Source organism: Caballeronia sp. GAWG1-5s-s, assembly GCF_023631445.1.
GTDB lineage: Bacteria > Pseudomonadota > Gammaproteobacteria > Burkholderiales > Burkholderiaceae > Caballeronia.
Map to the genome: position 1 here is coordinate 1 of NZ_JALQDC010000045.1, position 19,574 is coordinate 19,574.

The following is a 19,574-nucleotide window of genomic DNA, read 5'->3' on the forward strand; positions in this document are numbered from 1 at the left end:
ACTTCGCGATCTGTCCAAGCCCGATGTTCCGGTACTCGGGCCTTGGTTTTTTTACGGCTTCAGCCATGCTAGACCCCTTCTTTCTCTGAATCCCGATGAACGCAGACGCTGCCCTCACGCGTGGGTCGCGATTCGTCGCGTGCCTCTCTGCGGGCCGGCTGACGATGTTCGCGGGCGCATGACGGGCGCGTAACAGACGCGCGGACTGCGCGACAGCGGTATTTTGTCGCGCGATTGTTATACTGTCCAATATCTATCTCCTCTATCTGAAATACGTTTGGCATATATCGAATGGAACTGCGTCATATCCGGTATTTCCTGGCCGTTGCGGAAGAGCGGAACGTCACGCGCGCAGCCGAACGCCTCGGCATCGGCCAGCCGCCGCTGAGCCAGCAGATTCACGCGCTCGAAGACGAAATCGGCGTGCGGCTTTTTCGCCGCACGGGGCACGGCGTCGTGCTCACGGAAGCTGGCGAAGCGTTCGCCACCGACGCGCGGCGCATTCTGGAAGATGCCCGCGCCGCCGTCGAGAACGCGCAAAGCGCGGGGCGCGGCGAGATGGGGCAACTGAACATCGGCTTCACGGGTTCGGCCGCGTTCAATCCGGTCGTGTCGAAGCTCATTCGCGCGTATCGCCAGTCGTATCCGAACGTCGTGTTGACGCTCGCCGAAGGCAACACGGCGCAGTTGCTCGCGTGGCTCGATGCAGGCACCGTCGACGTCGCGTTCGTGCGACTCGGCAGTCAGTCGCCAGCGGGCGTCGAGTTCAATCACATCGCCATCGAGCCGATGCGGGCCGTGCTGCCCAGCACGCACCCGCTCGCGCAGAAGAAAAAGATCGCGCTGTCCGCGCTCGCGGACGACCCGTTCGTGATGCTCCCGCGCGTGGCGAGTCCGACGCTGCATGACGTGATCGTCGGCGCATGCAGGGAGGCCGGGTTCGAGCCGATTGCGGGCCAGCAGGCGCCGCAGCTTTCGTCGGTCGTGAATCTGGTGGCGGCGGGCTTCGGCGTGTCGCTCGTGCCCGCGTCCGTCTGCCAGATTCAGGTGGAAGGCGTCGCGTACCGCGAGGTGTCGGGCAAGGTCATTTCGATCCGGCTCGCGCTGGCTTCGCGGATAGAAGCGACGCGCGCCAAGACCGCGAACTTCATCGAGACGGCGCGCGCGTTCGCTTCATCCGTCGATGCGCTCTAACGCGCTGCTGCGCTGCAATGGCATGCGCATTGCGGGCGTCAAAGGCAGTCAAGGGCAGTCGAACGGAGAACGCAGATGACGAACGTATCCAGAACACTGATCGCAGCCGCGATCGTGTCGCTTTCCAGCGCGGCATTCGCCGCAGGCAGCGCCGGCCTCGGCGGCATGGGCGACGCGAAACATACAGGCGGCGTCAGCGCGGGTGAATCGACGGGCGGCAACGGCGGAACCAGCGCCGCGGCCACTGGCGCGACAGGCGGCCCCGGCGGGACCACAGGCGGCGTCGGCGGAACGGGCAATAGCGGCGGAACGGGCGGCGGCCGAACCGCCGCGACGCCGGGCAGCGGCAATGGCGGCACGCCGACCGGCCGAGAGTCATCGACAGGATCGACGAGAAACGGCGGCACGGGCCAGTAGCAAAGCAGCGCATCGCACGAAGCCGCGCGATGCGCCGCTATGCCACGATCAGTCGTAAAGCACAGCCGCGATCTTCGGATCGCTCATGTTGCTCTTGTCGTACCAGTAGAAGCCGGTATCGATCTTCTTCGGCAGCTTCTCGCCCTTGAGCGCCTTCACCGCCGAATCGACCACGCATCTGCCGATGCCGATCGGGTTCTGCGTGATCGCGCCGTACATCAGCCCCGAAGTGATGTCCTCCTTCTGCTCCTTGCCCGAGTCGTAGCCGATCAGCACGAGCTTCTTTCCCGACTCCTTGATGCCGATGGCCGCGCCTGCCGCCGAGCCCTCGTTCGCGCCGAAAATGCCCTTGATGTTCGGGTTCGCCTGAATCATCGCCTTCGCGATTTCAGCCGACTTCAGGTGATCGCCGCCGCCGTACTGCACGGACACGATCTTGATGTTCGGGTGCTTCGACTTCATCTCGTTCAGAAAACCGTCTCGGCGGTCGATGCCCGTGCGGCTCGTCTGGTCGTGCACGATCACGCCGACTTCGCCGGAATTGCCGATGGCGTCGGCCATCTTGTCGGCGGCGAGCGCGGCGGCGGCGAGGTTATCGGTCGTGCAGGTCGTGAGCGGAATGTCGCTATCGACGCCCGAGTCGAATGCGATGACCGGAATCTTGTTGTTCTGCGCGCGCCTCAGCAGCGGAACGGACGCCTTGCTGTCCAGCGCCGCGATGCCGATAGCCTGCGGCTTCTTCGAAAGCGCGGCCGAGAGCATGTCGATCTGCTTGTCTACCATGGCTTCGGTTTCGGGGCCTTCGAACGTCACCCTGACGTTATGCTCCTTCGCCGACTGCTCCGCGCCCGACTTCACCGCTTGCCAGAACTGATGCTGAAACCCCTTGGAAATGAGCGGAATGTACGCTTCGTCCGCGTAGGCCGTGCTGGCCGCCGTGGCGATCGCGCCGAAACCGATCAGGACACCGATGATTCTTCTTTTGAACATGAAGGTTCTCCTCCTGGATAGACTGTCTCTTTGATTTGCTGTTACGTCTTCTTTGCGCGCCTGATGCTCAACGCTTCCTGCGACGCAGAATATCCCCATACACCGCGAGAATGATGATGAGTCCGGTCACGACGATCTGCCATTCCTGCGCGACCGACATGATGCGCAGACCGTTGGTCAGCACGCTCATGATGAACGCGCCGATGATGGTTCCGAGGATCGTGCCCGAGCCGCCGCTCAACGACGTGCCGCCGATCACGACGGCCGCGATGGCATCGAGCTCATAGCCTTGTCCGAGCGCAGGCTGCGCCGAGTTCAGACGCGAAGCGATCAGCAGGCCCGCGATGCCGCAAATTGCGCCGCCGAGCCCGTAGATGGCGATCTTCCAGCGATCCACATTCACGCCCGACAGACGCACCGCTTCCTCGTTGCTGCCGAGCGCGAACGTATAACGGCCGAGCGCCGTGCGGTTCAACGCGATGGAACTCACGATCGCCACGACGAACAGGATCAGCACCGCATTCGGAATCGGCACGCTCGGCAGAAAGTAGCCGATGAGCGAGTCCTGCGAGATCATGTAGAAGTTCTCGGTATCGGTGAAGTAGATCGGCTTGTCCGACGACACCACGAGCGAAAGACCTTTGAGCAGCATCATCATGCCGAGCGTCGCGATGAAGGGCGGAATCTTCATCTTGGCCGTGAGCGTGCCGGAAATAGTGCCGCACACCGCGCCCGTCACAATGGCCGCGATGATGCCTACCCACATCGGCATGTGCCAGTAGGTGAGGAACACGCCGCAGATCACGGCGGTAAATGTCATGAGCGTGCCTACGGACAAGTCGATGCCGCCCGTCACGATCACGAATGTCGATGCAATGGCGAGCACGCCGTTCACGGCCGTCGCCTGCAAGATGCCGAGGATGTTATCCATCTGCATGAAGGCGGGCGACGCGAAGCTGAAAAACACGAGCAGCACGATCAGGCTCGCGAATGCAAGGAGCTTCTGCAGCGCGGTCGGCGAGAACACGCGCGAGCGCAGGCCGTTGGCGGGTTTGTCGCTGGCGAGCGCGGCGGTATCGGTAGGCTGTGTCATCTTAAGTCCTTGGCGGCTCATGCCGCTTGTAGAGTCGGGCGTTGCGTCGCAAGCTGCATGATGCGTTCTTGCGTCGCTTCACTTGCGGAAAGTTCTCCCGTGATGCGCCCTTCGCACATCACGACGATGCGATCACTCATGCGCAGGACCTCGGGCAGCTCGGACGAGATCATGACGATGGCCTTGCCCTGTTCGGCGAGCGAGCGCAACAAGCGATAGATCTCGCTCTTCGCGCCGACGTCGATGCCGCGCGTGGGCTCGTCGAAGAACAGCACGTCGCAGTCGCGTTCGAGCCACTTCGCAATGACGATCTTCTGCTGGTTGCCGCCGGATAGCAGGCGCACGGGCTGCGTCGCGGAAGGCGTGCGAATGCCGAGCAGCTTGATGAAATGCGTTGCCGTCTTGCGGATCTTCGAGCGCCGCAGAAACACGCGCCCTGAAAGAAACTTGCCGAGATTGGACATGACGATGTTCGATTCCACGTCCATGCCCGTCGCGAGCCCGAACCGCTTGCGGTCTTCGGACAGATAGCCGATGCCGCGCGCCACTGCGTCGCTCGGCTTCTTGATGGTCGCCTTCGCGCCCTTCACGATGATCTCGCCGGACTCCACCGGGTCCGCGCCGAACACCGCGCGCGCCACTTCCGTGCGGCCCGCGCCCATGAGTCCCGCGAAGCCAAGTATCTCGCCCTTGCGCAGCGTGAAGCTCACGTCTCGCACGAGCGGCCCGGCGTTCAGATGCTGCACTTCTAGCGCCACTTCGCCCTGATGCGCGCCGCCGAGGAACGAGGTGAGGTCGGTCAGCGTTCTGCCGACCATCATGCCGATGATGCTCTCGACGCTCGTCTCCCGCGCGCTGACGGTGGCGACGTATTCGCCGTCGCGCAACACCGTGACGCGATCCGCGATCTGCTTGAGCTCGTCCATCTTGTGCGAGATATAGACGATGCCGACGCCGCGCTCCTTCAGCTGGCGAATGATGCGGAATAGCTCGGCGATCTCGGCGTCGTTCAGCGCCGACGTGGGCTCGTCCATGATGAGCACGCGCGATTCGAACGACAACGCCTTCGCGATTTCCACCATCTGCTGGCTCGCGACGGTCAGCGTATCGACCACCGCGCGCGGATCGAGCTTCACATGCATGCGATCGAGTATTTCGCGGGCTTGCGCGTTGAGCTTGTCTTCGTCGAGCAGCAGGCCCATGAGCTTGCGCGGCTCGCGTCCGATGAAGATGTTCTGCGCGACCGTCAGATGGTTCATCAGATGCAGTTCCTGATGAATGATGCCGATGCCGAGCGCCTGCGCCTCGCGCGGACTCGTGAATTCGACGGGCTTTCCATCGACGAGCATCTCGCCCGAATCGCGGTTATAGACGCCCGCGAGAATCTTCATGAGCGTGGACTTGCCTGCGCCGTTTTCGCCCATGAGCGCGTGGACTTCGCCCGGCATGAGTTCGAACTGCACTTCATGCAGCGCGCGTACACCGGGAAAACGCTTGCTGAGATTGCTGACGGAAATGAGCGGAGTCATGGAGTCGTCGTGGATGAGCGTTCATAGTGCGACCGGGGAGCCCACATGCGGGTCATGGCTCGAAGAGGTCCGGCCTGTCCTTCGCCGAGCGGTGCAATTCGGCGACGACCTGATCCAGATGGTCGTGCATCGCTTTGGCGGCGGCATCGGCCTTGCCTTTCTTGAGCGCGTCGAAGATGCGTTCGTGTTCGTCGAGCGTATGCACGAGGCGCTCGGGGCTCGCGAGCAACTGCCGCGCGCGGTCGAGCGCATTGCGCGACACCGCGACGATCTCTTTCACGCGCGGCAGCGCAATGGCGTCGAGCAGAATCTCGTGAAACGCCAGATCGAGTGCATGAAACGCGAGGCGCGCGCCGTTCACCATGGCTTCGCGTTGTTGCGTGAGGTTGGTTTCAAGCGCCTCGAGTATGGCGGGGTCATGCATGGCAGCGACGCCGCGCACGGTCTCCACTTCGAGCGCGCTGCGAATGAACAAATGCTGACGGATATCGCGCAGCGCGATGGGCTTCACGCGCGTGCCGCGCTGCGGCAAGACTTCGACGAGACCGGCGTGCTCCAGCCTCGCCAGCGCGGCCGATACGGGAAAACGCGAGACGCCCATGCGCTCGCAAACCGCTATCTTGTCGATCATCATTCCCGGTTCGAGCGCCAGCGTGACGATGGCTTCCCGCAATGCCTCTTCCACCGCGCCGGTCAGACTGCCGCGTTGGCCGGCGGCAATCTTGTGCAGCGCATCATACGGACTACTCACGATGACCGCATCGGATGAAGGGCTCACGGCGGGCTTGATTTCCGTTGAAGATGCTAGCATGCTAGAAAGCAGATTCGACGTTGTCAACGCGTGCAAACGCCTAAGAACGCACAAAGCTGCCTGCATCGCCTTGCTGCGTCGAAGCTCATCAGTGTTTTCCCGCAGAGCGTAGTCGATCGCACATTGCCCCGGAGGCATACCCATGACAACGATCACCAAGCTGTCCGTTCGGGACATCCGCTTTCCCACTTCGCGTTCGCTCGACGGTTCAGATGCAATGAACGCCGCGCCCGACTATTCCGCCACATACGTCACGCTCGACACCGATTCATCGGCCGGAACCAGCGGACACGGACTCACGTTCACCATCGGACGCGGCAACGAAATCTGCGTGGCCGCCGTCGAGGCGCTGAGTCATCTCGTCGTCGGCAAGAAGCTCGAAGACATCGCGGCGAACATGGGCGCGTTCTGGCGCGAGATCACCTCCGACAGTCAGCTACGCTGGATCGGTCCGGACAAGGGCGCGATTCATCTCGCGACGGCGGCCGTCGTGAATGCGGTATGGGACCTGTGGGCGAAGGCCGAAGGCAAGCCGGTGTGGAAGCTGCTCGTCGACATGACGCCGGAAGAACTCGTGCGTTGTCTCGACTTCCGTTATGTGACGGATGCAATCACGCCTCACGAAGCCATTGCGCTGCTGCGCCGCCACGCCAGCACGCGGAGCGAGCGCGAGAAGGAGATGCTCGCGCAAGGCTATCCGGCCTATACGACATCGGCAGGATGGCTCGGCTATGACGACGAGAAGATCCGCCGCCTGGCCCGGGAAGGCGTCGCGCAAGGGTGGACGCACTTCAAGCAGAAAGTGGGCGGCAATCTCGAAGAGGACGTGCGCCGCGCCCGCATTCTGCGCGAAGAAATCGGCGCAGACGCGAAGCTGATGATGGATGCGAATCAGGTATGGGAAGTCGATGAAGCCGTCGCGAACATGCGGCGTCTCGCCGAGTTCGACCCGTGGTGGATCGAGGAACCGACGAGCCCCGACGACATACTCGGGCACGCGGCCATTCGGCGCCGGCTCGGTTCCATCGGCGTGGCGACGGGCGAGCATTGCCAGAATCGCGTCATGTTCAAGCAGTTGCTGCAGGCGGAGGCCATCGACTTCTGTCAGATCGACAGTTGCCGTCTCGGTGGTCTCAACGAAGTGATCGTCGTGCTGTTGATGGCGGCGAAGTTCGGCGTGCCGGTGTGTCCGCATGCAGGCGGCGTCGGATTGTGCGAGTACGTGCAGCATATTTCGCTGTTCGACTACATCTGCGTATCGGCGTCGCTCGAAAATCGCGTGCTCGAATATGTGGATCACCTGCACGAGCATTTCATCGATCCGGTGGTGATCCGCAATGGCCGCTATATGCCGCCGCAGCGGCCGGGCTACAGCATCGAAATGCACGCGCCGTCGCTGGACAAGCATCACTTTCCGGACGGAGAAGCGTGGCGCACGAAGTGACTGACGCTGGAACGAAATCTGCGCGTTCGGGTGATTCGTTTAACGAGGAACCATCACCATGAACGCTTCCACGCAGTCTTCCCGCTTCGCTTCGAAAGTCGTCATCGTGACAGGCGCGGGCTCCGGCATCGGCGAAGGCACCGCGCGCCGCTTCGCGGCCGAGGGCGCCTCCGTGGTGCTCGCCGGCCGCACGCAGGACAAGCTCGAACGCGTGGCGCGCGATCTCGATGCCTCGCGCACGCTCGTCCACGCGTGCGACGTCTCGCGCTTCGAAGACGCGCAGCAGTTGATCGACGCCACCATCGCGCGCTTCGGGCGCATCGACGTGCTTGTGAACAATGCGGGCGTCGCGCCGACGGGCCGCATCGACGAGGCATCGCTCGATGACTGGCGCGCGATCATGTCGACCGATCTCGACGGCGTCTTCTATTGCTCCCGCGCCGCCATTCGCCATCTGATTCAGGCGAAAGGCTCGATCGTGAACGTGTCGTCGGTGTCGGGCCTCGGCGGCGACTGGGGCATGAGCTTCTACAACGCGGCGAAAGGCGCGGTGACGAACTTCACGCGCGCGCTCGCAATGGATCATGGCCGCGACGGCGTGCGCGTGAACGCGGTATGCCCGAGCCTGACCGCCTCGGAACTGACCGAAGACATGCTCGGCGACGAACAACTCATGGCCAAGTTTCGCGAGCGCATTCCGCTCGGCCGCGCCGCGCAACCGGACGACATCGCCGCCGTCATCGCGTTTCTCGCGAGCGACGATGCGCGCTTCGTGACGGGCGTGAATCTTCCCGTGGACGGTGGCTTGAGCGCATCCAACGGACAGCCGCCGCAGGCGTGATCCCCGCGTCTCCACCTGGCATCGCTCACTCTTTTACGCGCGGAATGTCGATTGCGCTACTGTCACGCGCACGCATTCCGCGCCCGCATTTTCCGAAGGATTTCCCCGTCGATGGACGCTCGCTTTTTTCGTCTTGCGCGCCTGCATTCGTTCATGCCGCTTGCCGGCGTCACGCTGATGCTGGGCGTCGCCATGTCTTTCACCGCGCCGTTTCTGTCGCTCTTCGGCGTGCAGGAGGCGGACATGACGCCGCTGCAACTCGGGCTCTTCATGACGCTCATCGCGGCAAGCGGCGTGCTCGCGAGCGCCTTCGCGGGCAAGTGGTCGGATAGGCACGGTCATCATCGCGTGTTGCTGATGGGCGCGCTGGCCGCGTCGGCGCTCGGCTTCGTGCTGTTGTGCGTGCTGCGCAGCTATGCGTCGCTCGTGACGGTGGGCATCGTGTTCCTCGGCGTGGGCAGCGCGGCCATGACGCTCGTGTTCTCCTTCGGCCGCGCGGCGCTGCCGGTCACCGACGACGCGGAGCGTTCCTTCGCGCTCGCCACGCTGCGCACCGTGCTCTCGATGGCGTGGGTCTTCGGTCCGTCCGTCGGCGCGCTGGTGCTGGCCGCCGCGGGCTTTCACGGCCTCTTTCTGTTCGCGGCGGCATCGTTCGCGGCGTGTGGCGCGATCGCCTGGCGCATCAAGGATAAGGAGAAGCCGATCGCGCCGAACGCCCACTATGCGGGCGATCCTGCCTCATTGCTCGAAGTCACGACGATGACGGAGCACGACGAACCGCACGATGCGGCGAAGCACGTGCCCGCGAGCCGCGCGCAGATCTGGCGCGCGACGATTGCGTTGACGCTCATCGGTCTCGCGGCCAACGCGACGATGATCGTGCTGCCGCTCTATGTCGTGCAGGGACTGCGTGGCACGCAGATAGAAGTATCGATCATGCTCGGGCTCGGCGCGTTCCTCGAAATCCCGATGATGCTCGCGCTCGGCGCGCGCGGCTCGAATCTCGACAAGCAACGCTGGCTCGCGGCATGCGCAGCCGTGCATATCGTCTATTTCGTGGCGGTCGCGTCCTCTCGCTCCATTCAGTTTCTCATTCCGATGCAGGCGTTCAACGCGTTCGTCGTCGCGGTGACCTCGTGCCTCGGCATGACCTATGTCCAAGACCTGATGCCGCGCAATCCCGGCGCGGCGACTGCGCTGTTCTTCAACGCATCGCGCGTCGGCTCCATTCTTTCCGGCGTGTTATCGGGCGCGCTCGTCGCAGCCATCGGCTATCGCGGCACGTTTCTCGTCTGCGGATGCCTCGCGCTCGGCGCGCTCGTGCTGTTCGCCAATCCACCGTTCAGGCTGATTGCGCGATACGTATGGGTCCGCGTGAACCAATGGCGCATGCCGGTACGCTGAGGGCGCAGACTTCGGTATGACGAGCCGTTCATTGCATGAGTCATACAAACGTCACTTCAATCCCGCAATAATGCGAGTCCGATCACTTCGCATGCCGGATGAAGGAGACATCGATGCTTCGAGCCCCCGCTGTTGCGCGTCATGTGACGTTGAGCCTCGCGCTGTGCGCCGCATGTTCATCGGCGTGGGCGAGCGTCGATCTCATCGCCATCGGCCAATTGAGCGGCAACAGCGTGGACCGCTCGCAGCAGACCGCCGCGCCGCTCGAAAACGGCGCGCCGGGCAATCTGCTCGGCGGACTCGGCTCGGGGCTCGCGTATGCGGGCTGCGATACCTTTGTCGCCGTGCCCGATCGCGGTCCGAACGCGATCTCGTATAACAAGGCGCTCGACGATACCGCTTCGTACATCAACCGCTTCCAGACGTTGAGTCTGAAGCTCGAAGCATCCGGCAAGAACGGAACGCTGCCCTACACGCTCACGCCCCGTCTGCTCGATACGACCTTGCTTCATACGCGCGATGCGCTCGTCTACGGCGACGGCGCTGCCGCTGGCGTCGGCAACGGCGCACCCGCGCTAAACGCGACGAACCACACGCATTACTTCACCGGCCGCTCGGATAACTTCACGCCGACGCAGCCCTCCACGTATCCGCTCGATGCGCGTTTCGATCCCGAAAGCATCCGCGTATCGCGCGATGGCGCGAGCGTCTTCATCTCGGACGAGTACGGCCCGTACATCTATCGCTTCGATCGGCGCACCGGCGATCGCACGGCGGTCGTGCGCGTGCCCTCATCGTTCGCGGTCACGACGCTCTCGCCCGTCGGCAGCGACGAGATCAGCAAGAACACGTCGGGACGCGTCGCGAACAAGGGCATGGAGGGCCTCGCCATTTCACCCGACGGCGAGACGCTTTTCGGCGCGATGCAAAGCCCGCTGCTGCAAGACGGCGGCACGAGCGGCGGCTACACGCGCATCCTGCGCATCGACTTGCGCACGGGCAAGACGACGCAATTCGCGTATCCGCTCAGCAACATCGGCACGACCGCGAAGCCGAACTATCCGACGATCAGCGATATCGTCGCCATCAACGATCATGAATTGCTGCTCGACGAACGCGACGGCAAAGGTCTGGGCGACGACTCGGCTGCGGTGTTCAAGCGCGTGTACAAGGTCGATCTCACGGGCGCGCAGGATGTGAGCCAGGCGAGCGGTGCCGCAGGACTCGCGCCGTTCGCGCTAAAGAAGACGCTCTTTCTGGATGTGGTCGCGGCGCTGTCCGCGCAAGGCTTCGCGGCCAACGACATTCCCGCGAAGCTGGAAAGCCTCGCGTTCGGCCCCGACGTGCGCATAAACGGCGCGCTCAAGCACACGCTCTTCATCGCGAACGACAACGACTTCATCGGCACGGTGACGGATACGCATCATCCGAACGGCATCGACAATCCGAACCGCTTCTTCGTCTTCGCGGTGGATGCATCCGATCTTCCGGCTTACGAAGCGCAGCGCCTGCCGCATCGCGGCGAGGCGTTCTGCCGGATCGACCGCGAAGATCACGACGACCACCATCACGCCCACTGACGCGCCCACGACACCGAGCCTCCCATGACGACACACGATTCGCACGACAGCGGGCGCGTTGCATCGCGCCGCGGTTTCTTGAAGCTCGCCGGCGCCTCGGGGCTCGCGACGGCCGCGAACGCCCTCAGCGGCGCGGCGAACGCGGCGGCGGCCTCGCCCGACGGCACGCCCGAACAGATCCACCTCACATGGGGCGAAGATCCCGCGCACGAAGTGGTCGTGAGCTGGGCGTCGCTTGCGCCGGCCGTCAAGCCGCGCGTTCGCCTTACCACGCACGATGGTCATGCGAGGCTCATGCACGCCGTGCAGCGCACCTATACCGACGGTCTCAATGGCGAAATCGTCTGCACATACCACGCGCGGCTCGACGGTCTGCATCCGGACACGACCTACCGCTACGAAGTAACGGCTGACAACGACAGCAGCGCGGCGCAGCCGTTCTGCGCGAGCTTTCGCACAGCGCCTCGCGGGCGTTGCAAATTCCGCTTCACGAGTTACGGCGATCTCGCGACGCCCAACACGGGATGGGTGCTGTCGTCGCCGCAAAGCGGCTTCGCCGTGCAGGCCGTCGAACGCTTTGAGCCGCTCTTTCATCTGCTGAACGGCGACCTCTGCTACGCGAATCTGAACCCGACGCATCAGCCGGACGTGTGGCGCGACTTCGGCAACAACGCGCAAGTCTCGGCCGCGAATCGCCCGTGGATGCCGTGTCCCGGTAACCATGAGATCGAGTTCAATAACGGCCCGCAGGGCTTCGATTCGTACCTGTCGCGTTACACATTGCCCGACAACGGCACGCGCTTTGGCGGCCGCTGGTACAGCTTTCGGGTGAGCTCCGTGCTCTTCATTTCGCTCGATGCGGACGATGTCGTGTATCAGGACGCCGCCGCGTTCGTCGCGGGACCGTCGCCGCTGGTGCCGGCGGCGAGCACCGGCCATCCCGCGATTCAACCGGGCACGTCGTTCTATGTGCGTGGCTATAGCGGCGGCGAACAAACACGCTGGCTGGAGAAGACCTTGCGCGAGGCGAAGCACGATGACGACATCGACTGGATCGTCGTGCAGATGCATCAGGACGCGCTCAGTTCGTCGAAGACGGGCAACGGCTCCGACAAGGGCATTCGCGAAGCATGGCTGCCGCTTTTCGACCGCTACGGCGTCGACCTCGTCTTGTGCGGCCACGATCACGACTACGAGCGCAGCCATCCCGTGCGCGGCTGCAACCATCACGCGGGCCGCGATGCCGTGACGGGCGAAAGCGTCGACACGTTGCAGCCGCGCCCGGTCACCACCACGCAGCGCGCCAACGATCCGATCGACACGACGCACGGAACCGTGCATCTGATACTCGGCGGCGGCGGCACGAGCGCGCCGCTCGACGTCTACGGCACCGATGCGGGCACGGGCAATCCGCAAGCGCAGGTCTTCACCAAGCCGAATCGGCCGGTGCCCGGCAAGACGGCGGGCACCTTCGTGCGCCCTGCCGCCGACGCGGTGGAGGACGCCATCTGGTCCGCGCAACGTGATACCGGCACGGGCTACGGCATCGCCGTGTTCGATCACGATCCGGGCGAACGCGGCGGAAAGACGTCGATCACGATGAACTATTACCACGCGCCGGGCGCGGACAAGACGCCCACCGCCGAGTACGAACTGTTCGAAACCATCGTCCTTCAGAAGCAACGCCGCCGTTGAATATGAAGCTCTTGTGACAAAGTCCCGGCGACGGACAAGGTTCGTACCGCATGGCTGATGCGGTATGAATCTTGCCTCGTAGATGCCGTTGCATCACACCGGGAAACGATCATGAAAAAGGACGACGAGAACGCCGACAATCGCCCGGCGACCGCTGAGACGAACTTTTCGACGTTCGCGGAGCCGCTCGTCGGTGAAGCCATCGCTCAGGCGTCCGCGCTGGAAAATGAAGGCGAGGCGGAACAACTGCACAAGCTGCGCGTGGCGCTACGACGCCTGCGCACGCTGCTGTGGGCGTACCGGCCCATTCTTCACGAAGACTTCGATACGCAGCAGCGCGCCATCTATAAATTTCTCGCGAACGCCGCAGGCAATACGCGCGACTGGGACATTCTCATCGGTCTCGTGGAAGCGACCGGCGACCGCGAACTGCTCGACGCATTCCGCCAGAGCCGCTCCGAAGCCTCGCGAAAGAGCCTCGAAACGCTCGCTCATGCGAGTGTTAAGCAAACGCTGCGTGAAGCGATGAGCGAAGCGAATCGCGAGTTGAACACGGCCGCGCAACGCACGCCGCTGACGAAATTTGCCAGACAGCGCGTCGTTGCAGCGCAAAAGCAGCTCAAGAAGCGCATGCGCGTGGCATCACGCAAGGGCCGCTCGGACTATGAGTCGTTTCATGAAGTCCGCAAGGCTGGGAAGAAGGTTCGCTATCTGCTGGAATTCTTCGAGCCGCTTCTGGGCAAGAAGCAGCGCAAGGGCCTGAAGAACCTGAAGCGCGTGCAAAAGCGCTTCGGTGAACTGAACGATGTGGTCGCGAGCCGCGTTCTGCTGCTCGAGCACCGCGCGGCATTGCCCGACGGCGCGGCGGACCGCGCGTTGCGGGTGCTGGAGAAAGAACAAAAACGCAGATTCAAGGCCGCCGCCAAGCTGCTTTAGCCGCTGCCTGTCCTGTGATGAGGATGCGCGGCGACCCGGTCGCCGCTGCGCTCAGTTCAACGCGACGGCAGCCGCCGCGCCGACAGGCGACCCTTCTATCGCGATAGACCGCTTGCCGTCGGGTCCAACGGGCACATCGCCGACGAGCGTCGTGCGATAGAGCTGACGGTCGAAGTCGAGATCGAAGATGTCCGTCGGCGCAAGGTGGGCCGTCGTGCGGTTGTCCCAGAACGCGATGCTGCCTGGCTCCCACTTGAAGCGGACCGTAAACTCCGGTCGCGTCACGTGTTCCCATAGCAATTCGAGCAGCGCCTGACTCTCGCGCGGCGTCAGGCCGACGATCGACTTCAGAAAGCCCGGGCTCACATACAACGCGCGCTCTCCGGTCTCCGGATGCACGCGCACGAGCGGATGTTCGCTGACGAGCGTGTGTTCGTTGACCGCCTTCGCGAAGGCATCCGTGCCGCTCGCGCCTTGCGGGGGCGCGAAGCGATGTATGCCGCGCAATCCGTCGACGAATGCGCGCAGCGTCGGGGACAACTTCTCGTAAGCGATGACGAGGTTGGTCCACTGCGTATCGCCGCCATACGGCGGGACCGTCACGCCGCGAAGAATCGATGCGAACGGCGGATTGACCGCTGCCGTCACATCCGTATGCCATCCGGTCCATGGCCGCAACAGCGCCTGACCTTCGAAGCGCGTCGCCTTGCGAAACTTCGAGATCGAGTACAGCTCGGGATGGCCTTCCACATGACCGAACACCGGATGCCCGACCGTCAATTCGCCGAACTGCGCCGAAAACGCGACATGCTGTTCATGCGTGAGAAATTGCTCGCGGAAAAACACGACGCGCCACTTCAGCAATGCCGCGCGAATCGCCGCGACCTGGGCAGGTTGCATCGCGCGCGTCAGGTCGACGCCGCTAATCTCTGCGCCGATGTGCGCCGACAAAGGACGCACTTCGATGTCGTGTTCGGTTGCCTGGTGTGCGATGACAGCTGCGTTCATGGGCGAATCTCCGCTTTGAGTGTTGGTCTGTTTCTGCGAGCGACCCGACGACGTTAGCTGCCATGCGCGTCGGGATCGTCGGTGAAGAAGTAGTCGCGCCACGACTTCGGCTCGTGACGAATAACGCCGACCTTGAACAGGAAAGCGCCGAGTGCGAGTGTGTTTTCAGGGGTCGTGGAGAAACTCACGTCCTTGTCATTCAGAATGCGTTCGACGAATGTCGCAGAGAGTTTCGATGCGTCCTGTCGGATATAGATGGCCGCAGCCTCGGGCTTGTTGGATGCAACGAGCCGCGCCGCATCGACGAGCGCCGCGCGTACGGCCGCATAAGTGCGGGGGTTGTCCTTGCGCCATTTGTCGGATGTGACGGCAACGCTGCTCGTCGCCGGGCCGCCCAGTATGTCCGTCGAACTGATGACCTTGTGAATCTTCGGGTCGTCGAGTTCCTGATACTGATAAGGCGCGTTCGAGAAGTGAAGGTTGATGACCGAGCTGCCTGCGAGCATCGCCGTCGTCGCATCCGCGTGCGGCATGTTCACTTCGAAGCGGTCCAGACGCGCGTACTCGGCATCGCCGAATGTCTTGGCCGAAGCCATCTGCAACAGCCGCCCCTGCTGCGAGACGGCGACCGACACCACCGCGATGCGGTCCTTCTCGCCGATATCCGCGATGCTGCGAATGCGCGCATCGTTCGACACGAGATACACCGGCACTGCGCTTTGCGCCGACATCGCGCGGAAATCCTGATGGCCGCGCGTGCGGTCCCATATCGTCATCAGCGGACCGATGCCGAGCGTGGCGATATCGGCGGCGCCCGAGAGCAAGGCTTCATTGACCGCCGCGCCGCCGGACAGCGTGGTCCATTGCACGTCGATATGCAGTCCCGCGCGCGCGCCTTCCTTCTCGATCAGCTTCTGGTCCTTCGCCACTTTGAGCAGCAAGGAGCCGATGCCATATTGATCGACGATGCGCACCGTTCCTTCCGCGTGCGCCGCGCTTAGTGCAACACACGACGCAACGAGCATAACGAGCACAAGCAGTCGATTGAATGCGGAAGATGCCCTCATGCGCTGAACGTCCGAGCGAAGTGTCAGGAGCGTTCACTGTACAAGCGCGGCGCTTGCGCACAAACGAAGGAAGAATGCTACGAATATGCCTCTGCGCGATATGCGAAACGCGCGGCTGTGGTCGGAATCAATGTGGCGGCAAATCGGCGGGCGTGCTGAACGCGTCCACCGTATAGCCCATGTTGAAATAGCCCGCGCGCGCGTAGAGCGCGATCTGTTCGAGCCGCTCCGGGCCGCTTGCCTGCTCGTCGCGCTGCGTCGGTTTGCTTGCGGCCGAGCATCCGCACGCTCGCATCGCCCGCTCGTATGCGCGTTGCCGCCAGCGTTGTCGCGCCCGTCCCACGGGGACCAATAACGCTTGCCAGTATTGCGTCAGGATCTGTGACATGGCCGGCTCCGACAGTGCGTGAATGATTCCAATCTAGCGCGCCGATAAGGGATCGGCAAACAAGACTTCGTGAAATGCATTGCAGGCGCCCGCCTGCGGCTCTCAATGACCGAAGCCCGGACGTTGGAACACCAGTTGGAGTCGTCGCGCCTGATCCAGGTGAAGCGTGAATGCCGGCCTCACTCGCACGAGCAGGACTTTCACATCCGCGCTATGCGTGGATCGGATGAATTCATCGACGGTATTCACGAGCCGCCCGAGAAAATCGACCTCGCGTTCGAGATAGGCTTGCGCGAATGCATATTCGTCTTGCTCGCCGAGCATGTCGGTATCGTCCCGGCTTTGACGCGCGAGCGCGTCGCTCATGCTGCTCGGCTGCGCGTTCGCGCCGAGCCTTCGCAACATGTCGTTCGCCTCCTGCGCGATCTGCGCGTTTTCATCGACGATGCGCGTGGCGAAACTCCGCAGGCTGGTGGACCGTGTTCTGCGCAACGCAATCTGCGCTGCTGCGATCTCCGCCTGATTCGCGGTCAGCAGAACGCCGACCATCTGCGCGTCCGAGAGCGACCGGCCCTGCGCACGCGCGCCGACGGAAAGCGCCATGAGGAGCAGGCAGCCGCACGCGATTCTCCGTCTCTCATTCATTCGCGCTCGCGCCTATCTATTGGATCGGTGTCGCGGGTTGACCTTGAAGAGGCGGCCCCATTCGTAGTCGACGTGATCCGGACGTATCGGAAAAACTCCCGCACCCGGCGTGAACGTTAGTTCCCCGAAGTAGACGTTTCCGTTGGTTTCGTAAAGGTCGACTCTCACGTATTCGAACTCTTTCGCCAGCACGCCGGCGATTTCGAGCAACGAATCGAGCGATGCAGGCGGCGGCGCAGGCGTGTCGCTCCGATGGTAGTGACCGAACCAGATGTCCTGCAACCGCCACGCGGCGTCATACGTATCGCCGCGAGGATGATCGGTGAAGCGGCCCGATATCACCGTGATAAAAACCGTCTGCTGGCCGGATGGCGAGTTGAAGACGTGGAACTTCAGGTCCGCAGGAACCTCGCCATCTTCGGCGAGCAGCAGCGTTTCGAAGAAGATGCGCGGCTCGATCATGCGGTAATGGCGTTCCCGCGCCACTCTGTAGAAGGGCGTGGACAGCCATTGTTCGGAGAGCGCCGCGAGCTCTTCGAACGACACGCGGCTTTTGTCTTTCACCACCTCCACGAAACCGCTGCCGTGATTCGCCTTCATCACGAACGACGAAGGCAAAGCATCGAAGACTTCTTTCGTGAAAGCGCCGGGCTCTGCGAGCAAAGGGATGAGATGTCGCGGACCGATCTTGTTCGCCACATACTCGCGAACCTTCAGCTTGTCGGTCAGATCCATGTAACGCGGGTCGGGATAGAGACACCGATGCAGGATCTTCTCGTTGAACGTTCTGGGATTCCACATGTTCGGGAATCGTCCGACGTTATGACGGTGCGAAATGCTTAAGAACACCGAGTCCGGCAGCCACGCCTTCGCGCCGTCGATGAGTGTCTTGGCAAACATCCGGAAGCCCTCATGCCTCGGGGGAAGACAATGGAACGATCTTGTGCTCGTTATGGCTCGTTCCACCGGGAATAATTACAGCGAGAGATTCTTGCAAACGAAAGACTCAATCGAATGTGCGAATGACCACATTGGCACTCGGAGCCGCGCATCTTCAATGTGCATCTCCGCGCCCTTTGTTGGTGGCCGCCGTGCCCGCCGGCAATAAAGCGCGAAGGCGCGAACGCAGGGTGTCGTGCGAGTCCGGAACGCTGCCCGGCTTCCAGCTTCCGGTAGATGTCATCGCGGGATCGCCGGCCGGCGCGAGGGCGCCTACGCCTGGCGCATCAAAGGCATCGGATTCGCCGCGTGCCGCTGTTGACGCACGCTGCGCGTTACGGACGCGCGGATGAGTCTTGTCGACCTTCTTTGCATGGCCAGCCGAGCGCAGCGCGTGCTGCGCGTGAGTCGTCCTTTCGTGGGCATGCGCGCGAGGGCGCGTCGATGCGTGTCGCGCGCTTGCCGATGTATGTTCGACCCGACCATGAGTTGGCGTCGCGGCCTTCGTGTTTGCGGGCGAGGTCATCGTCACAGAAGACGCGATTGAATGAGGCGCTTCAGAAATATGTGACGCTTGCGTTGCAGCCAGGCTGTCGCATACAGGCACCGAAGCGAGCCAAGCAGGCCCCGCCGTGATGCCGCATGACGCGATGTCAGCGGAAGCGGGCAAGCCGAACGTGGCGCGGCCGGACGTACCCGCCATTGCGACAAAGTTTTCTTGAGCGAGCGAGACTGCTTCGGCGGGCGCGGAGCGTCCGGTCGCATCGTGGCGATCCGAAGGAGCGGCGGGTGCAACCGCCGCGAGTTTATGAACAGTACCGGCGGCACTCACGCGGTTTTCATGCGCCTCGTGAGCAGCCGGTCTGTGCGAGATTCGCACCCACGCATAGAGCGCAATCAGCAAGCACACGCCGACGACCAGCAGAACGATCGAGCCCGGCTTGAGGGCGAACGAGCTCGGCAACGAAAGCAACGCTGCCGATTGATCCGCGCTGCCTGATGGCGTTGCATCGTTCGTCTGATTGCGTCGCATCTCGCCGACTTGCGACGAAGCGGCGCGTACCATTGCGCGCGCCGCCTCGTCGAATTCGAAGAGAGATGCCCGAGTTCGCGTGAGCACCGCGCCGTGTCGGTCTGCGCCGCAGTAAGGACACGATAGGTCATCTGCCGGCGATACGCTTTCGCAACGAGGACACACGACGCAGTAAAGCGATCGCCACTCTTCCCGCTGGTTCATGGTCACATATCGGTTTGAGCGCCGTCTGCGACGCGTTGATGCATCGGTCAAGAAGACGATGTTTCGAACGGCGCAACGAGCGCACATCGGAAACGAACTGACCTTAGCACACCTATTTACGGTTAGGTAGCGGGAATGCTCGCTCGACACAACGCGTTCGATCGTTGTTCGACGTTTTAATTTCGGCAGACACCGACTGCCGTTTTCCTTACACTGAGCAGCGTAGCCGGCATGCAACACAGATTGCAGGTACCATGCGGTTCCGTTGCAAGCCGCCAGGAAAAGGCGTGGCCTGATCGATGCTTCGCGTTCAAGTCATGCGAATCGCTTCGGACATCGTGCTAATCGCTTTCTAC

General features: G+C 62.8%; 18 protein-coding genes. 8 read left to right on the forward strand and 10 right to left on the reverse strand.

Annotated elements, in window-relative coordinates; translation table 11 throughout:
* Window positions 1–291 precede the first annotated feature (291 nt).
* The gene (locus tag NCR34_RS26730; protein ID WP_206469874.1) at window positions 292–1,194 is read left to right on the forward strand and encodes a LysR family transcriptional regulator; all 903 of its coding nucleotides are present in this window, start codon (window positions 292–294) and stop codon (window positions 1,192–1,194) included.
* Window positions 1,195–1,269: 75 nt separating this feature from the next.
* On the forward strand, window positions 1,270–1,611 hold the full coding sequence (locus NCR34_RS26735; RefSeq protein ID WP_248323708.1) for a hypothetical protein: 342 nt from the start codon (window positions 1,270–1,272) through the stop codon (window positions 1,609–1,611).
* Between the two features lie 48 nt (window positions 1,612–1,659).
* Here the strand turns inward: NCR34_RS26735 and NCR34_RS26740 are convergent, their stop codons facing one another.
* The 4 genes from NCR34_RS26740 to NCR34_RS26755 form a co-directional block, all read right to left on the reverse strand.
* Complete coding sequence (locus tag NCR34_RS26740; RefSeq protein ID WP_175943916.1) at window positions 1,660–2,601, reverse strand: ABC transporter substrate-binding protein; 942 nt, start codon at window positions 2,599–2,601, stop codon at window positions 1,660–1,662.
* Between the two features lie 67 nt (window positions 2,602–2,668).
* Window positions 2,669–3,694: an ABC transporter permease gene (locus NCR34_RS26745; RefSeq protein WP_248323707.1), complete on the reverse strand. Its 1,026-nt coding sequence runs from the start codon at window positions 3,692–3,694 to the stop codon at window positions 2,669–2,671.
* A 17-nt stretch (window positions 3,695–3,711) separates the two neighbouring features.
* Complete coding sequence (locus NCR34_RS26750) at window positions 3,712–5,223, reverse strand: sugar ABC transporter ATP-binding protein (protein WP_248323706.1); 1,512 nt, start codon at window positions 5,221–5,223, stop codon at window positions 3,712–3,714.
* A gap of 52 nt (window positions 5,224–5,275) precedes the next feature.
* The gene (locus NCR34_RS26755) at window positions 5,276–6,034 is read right to left on the reverse strand and encodes a GntR family transcriptional regulator (protein WP_248323705.1); all 759 of its coding nucleotides are present in this window, start codon (window positions 6,032–6,034) and stop codon (window positions 5,276–5,278) included.
* A 142-nt stretch (window positions 6,035–6,176) separates the two neighbouring features.
* Here NCR34_RS26755 and NCR34_RS26760 point away from each other — a divergent pair, with 142 nt between their 5' ends.
* The 6 genes from NCR34_RS26760 (at window position 6,177) to NCR34_RS26785 (ending at window position 13,934) form a co-directional block, all read left to right on the forward strand.
* The gene (locus NCR34_RS26760; protein ID WP_248323704.1) at window positions 6,177–7,478 is read left to right on the forward strand and encodes an L-fuconate dehydratase; all 1,302 of its coding nucleotides are present in this window, start codon (window positions 6,177–6,179) and stop codon (window positions 7,476–7,478) included.
* Window positions 7,479–7,536: 58 nt separating this feature from the next.
* Window positions 7,537–8,319 (forward strand): meso-2,3-butanediol dehydrogenase, encoded by a 783-nt coding sequence (budC, locus tag NCR34_RS26765; RefSeq protein ID WP_248323703.1) that lies wholly within the window; start codon window positions 7,537–7,539, stop codon window positions 8,317–8,319.
* Window positions 8,320–8,430: 111 nt separating this feature from the next.
* Window positions 8,431–9,723, forward strand: a complete 1,293-nt coding sequence (locus NCR34_RS26770; RefSeq protein WP_248323702.1) for a sugar efflux transporter — start codon at window positions 8,431–8,433, stop codon at window positions 9,721–9,723.
* Between the two features lie 113 nt (window positions 9,724–9,836).
* Window positions 9,837–11,303, forward strand: a complete 1,467-nt coding sequence (locus NCR34_RS26775; protein WP_248323701.1) for an esterase-like activity of phytase family protein — start codon at window positions 9,837–9,839, stop codon at window positions 11,301–11,303.
* A gap of 24 nt (window positions 11,304–11,327) precedes the next feature.
* Complete coding sequence (locus tag NCR34_RS26780; protein ID WP_250501315.1) at window positions 11,328–12,998, forward strand: purple acid phosphatase family protein; 1,671 nt, start codon at window positions 11,328–11,330, stop codon at window positions 12,996–12,998.
* A gap of 111 nt (window positions 12,999–13,109) precedes the next feature.
* Window positions 13,110–13,934 (forward strand): CHAD domain-containing protein, encoded by an 825-nt coding sequence (locus NCR34_RS26785; RefSeq protein WP_250501316.1) that lies wholly within the window; start codon window positions 13,110–13,112, stop codon window positions 13,932–13,934.
* A gap of 51 nt (window positions 13,935–13,985) precedes the next feature.
* Here the strand turns inward: NCR34_RS26785 and NCR34_RS26790 are convergent, their stop codons facing one another.
* The 6 genes from NCR34_RS26790 to NCR34_RS26815 form a co-directional block, all read right to left on the reverse strand.
* Window positions 13,986–14,942: a TauD/TfdA dioxygenase family protein gene (locus NCR34_RS26790; RefSeq protein WP_248323698.1), complete on the reverse strand. Its 957-nt coding sequence runs from the start codon at window positions 14,940–14,942 to the stop codon at window positions 13,986–13,988.
* Window positions 14,943–14,995: 53 nt separating this feature from the next.
* Entirely contained in the window at window positions 14,996–15,967 is a 972-nt protein-coding gene (locus NCR34_RS26795; RefSeq protein ID WP_502800132.1) for an ABC transporter substrate-binding protein, read from the reverse strand.
* A gap of 169 nt (window positions 15,968–16,136) precedes the next feature.
* The gene (locus NCR34_RS26800; protein WP_248323696.1) at window positions 16,137–16,397 is read right to left on the reverse strand and encodes a hypothetical protein; all 261 of its coding nucleotides are present in this window, start codon (window positions 16,395–16,397) and stop codon (window positions 16,137–16,139) included.
* 102 nt (window positions 16,398–16,499) lie between these two features.
* On the reverse strand, window positions 16,500–17,042 hold the full coding sequence (locus NCR34_RS26805) for a DUF4142 domain-containing protein (protein WP_248323695.1): 543 nt from the start codon (window positions 17,040–17,042) through the stop codon (window positions 16,500–16,502).
* A gap of 12 nt (window positions 17,043–17,054) precedes the next feature.
* Complete coding sequence (locus tag NCR34_RS26810) at window positions 17,055–17,942, reverse strand: ATP-grasp fold amidoligase family protein (protein WP_248323694.1); 888 nt, start codon at window positions 17,940–17,942, stop codon at window positions 17,055–17,057.
* A 154-nt stretch (window positions 17,943–18,096) separates the two neighbouring features.
* Window positions 18,097–19,455, reverse strand: coding sequence for a hypothetical protein (locus tag NCR34_RS26815; RefSeq protein WP_248323693.1), 1,359 nt, complete (start codon window positions 19,453–19,455; stop codon window positions 18,097–18,099).
* Window positions 19,456–19,574: the final 119 nt, after the last annotated feature.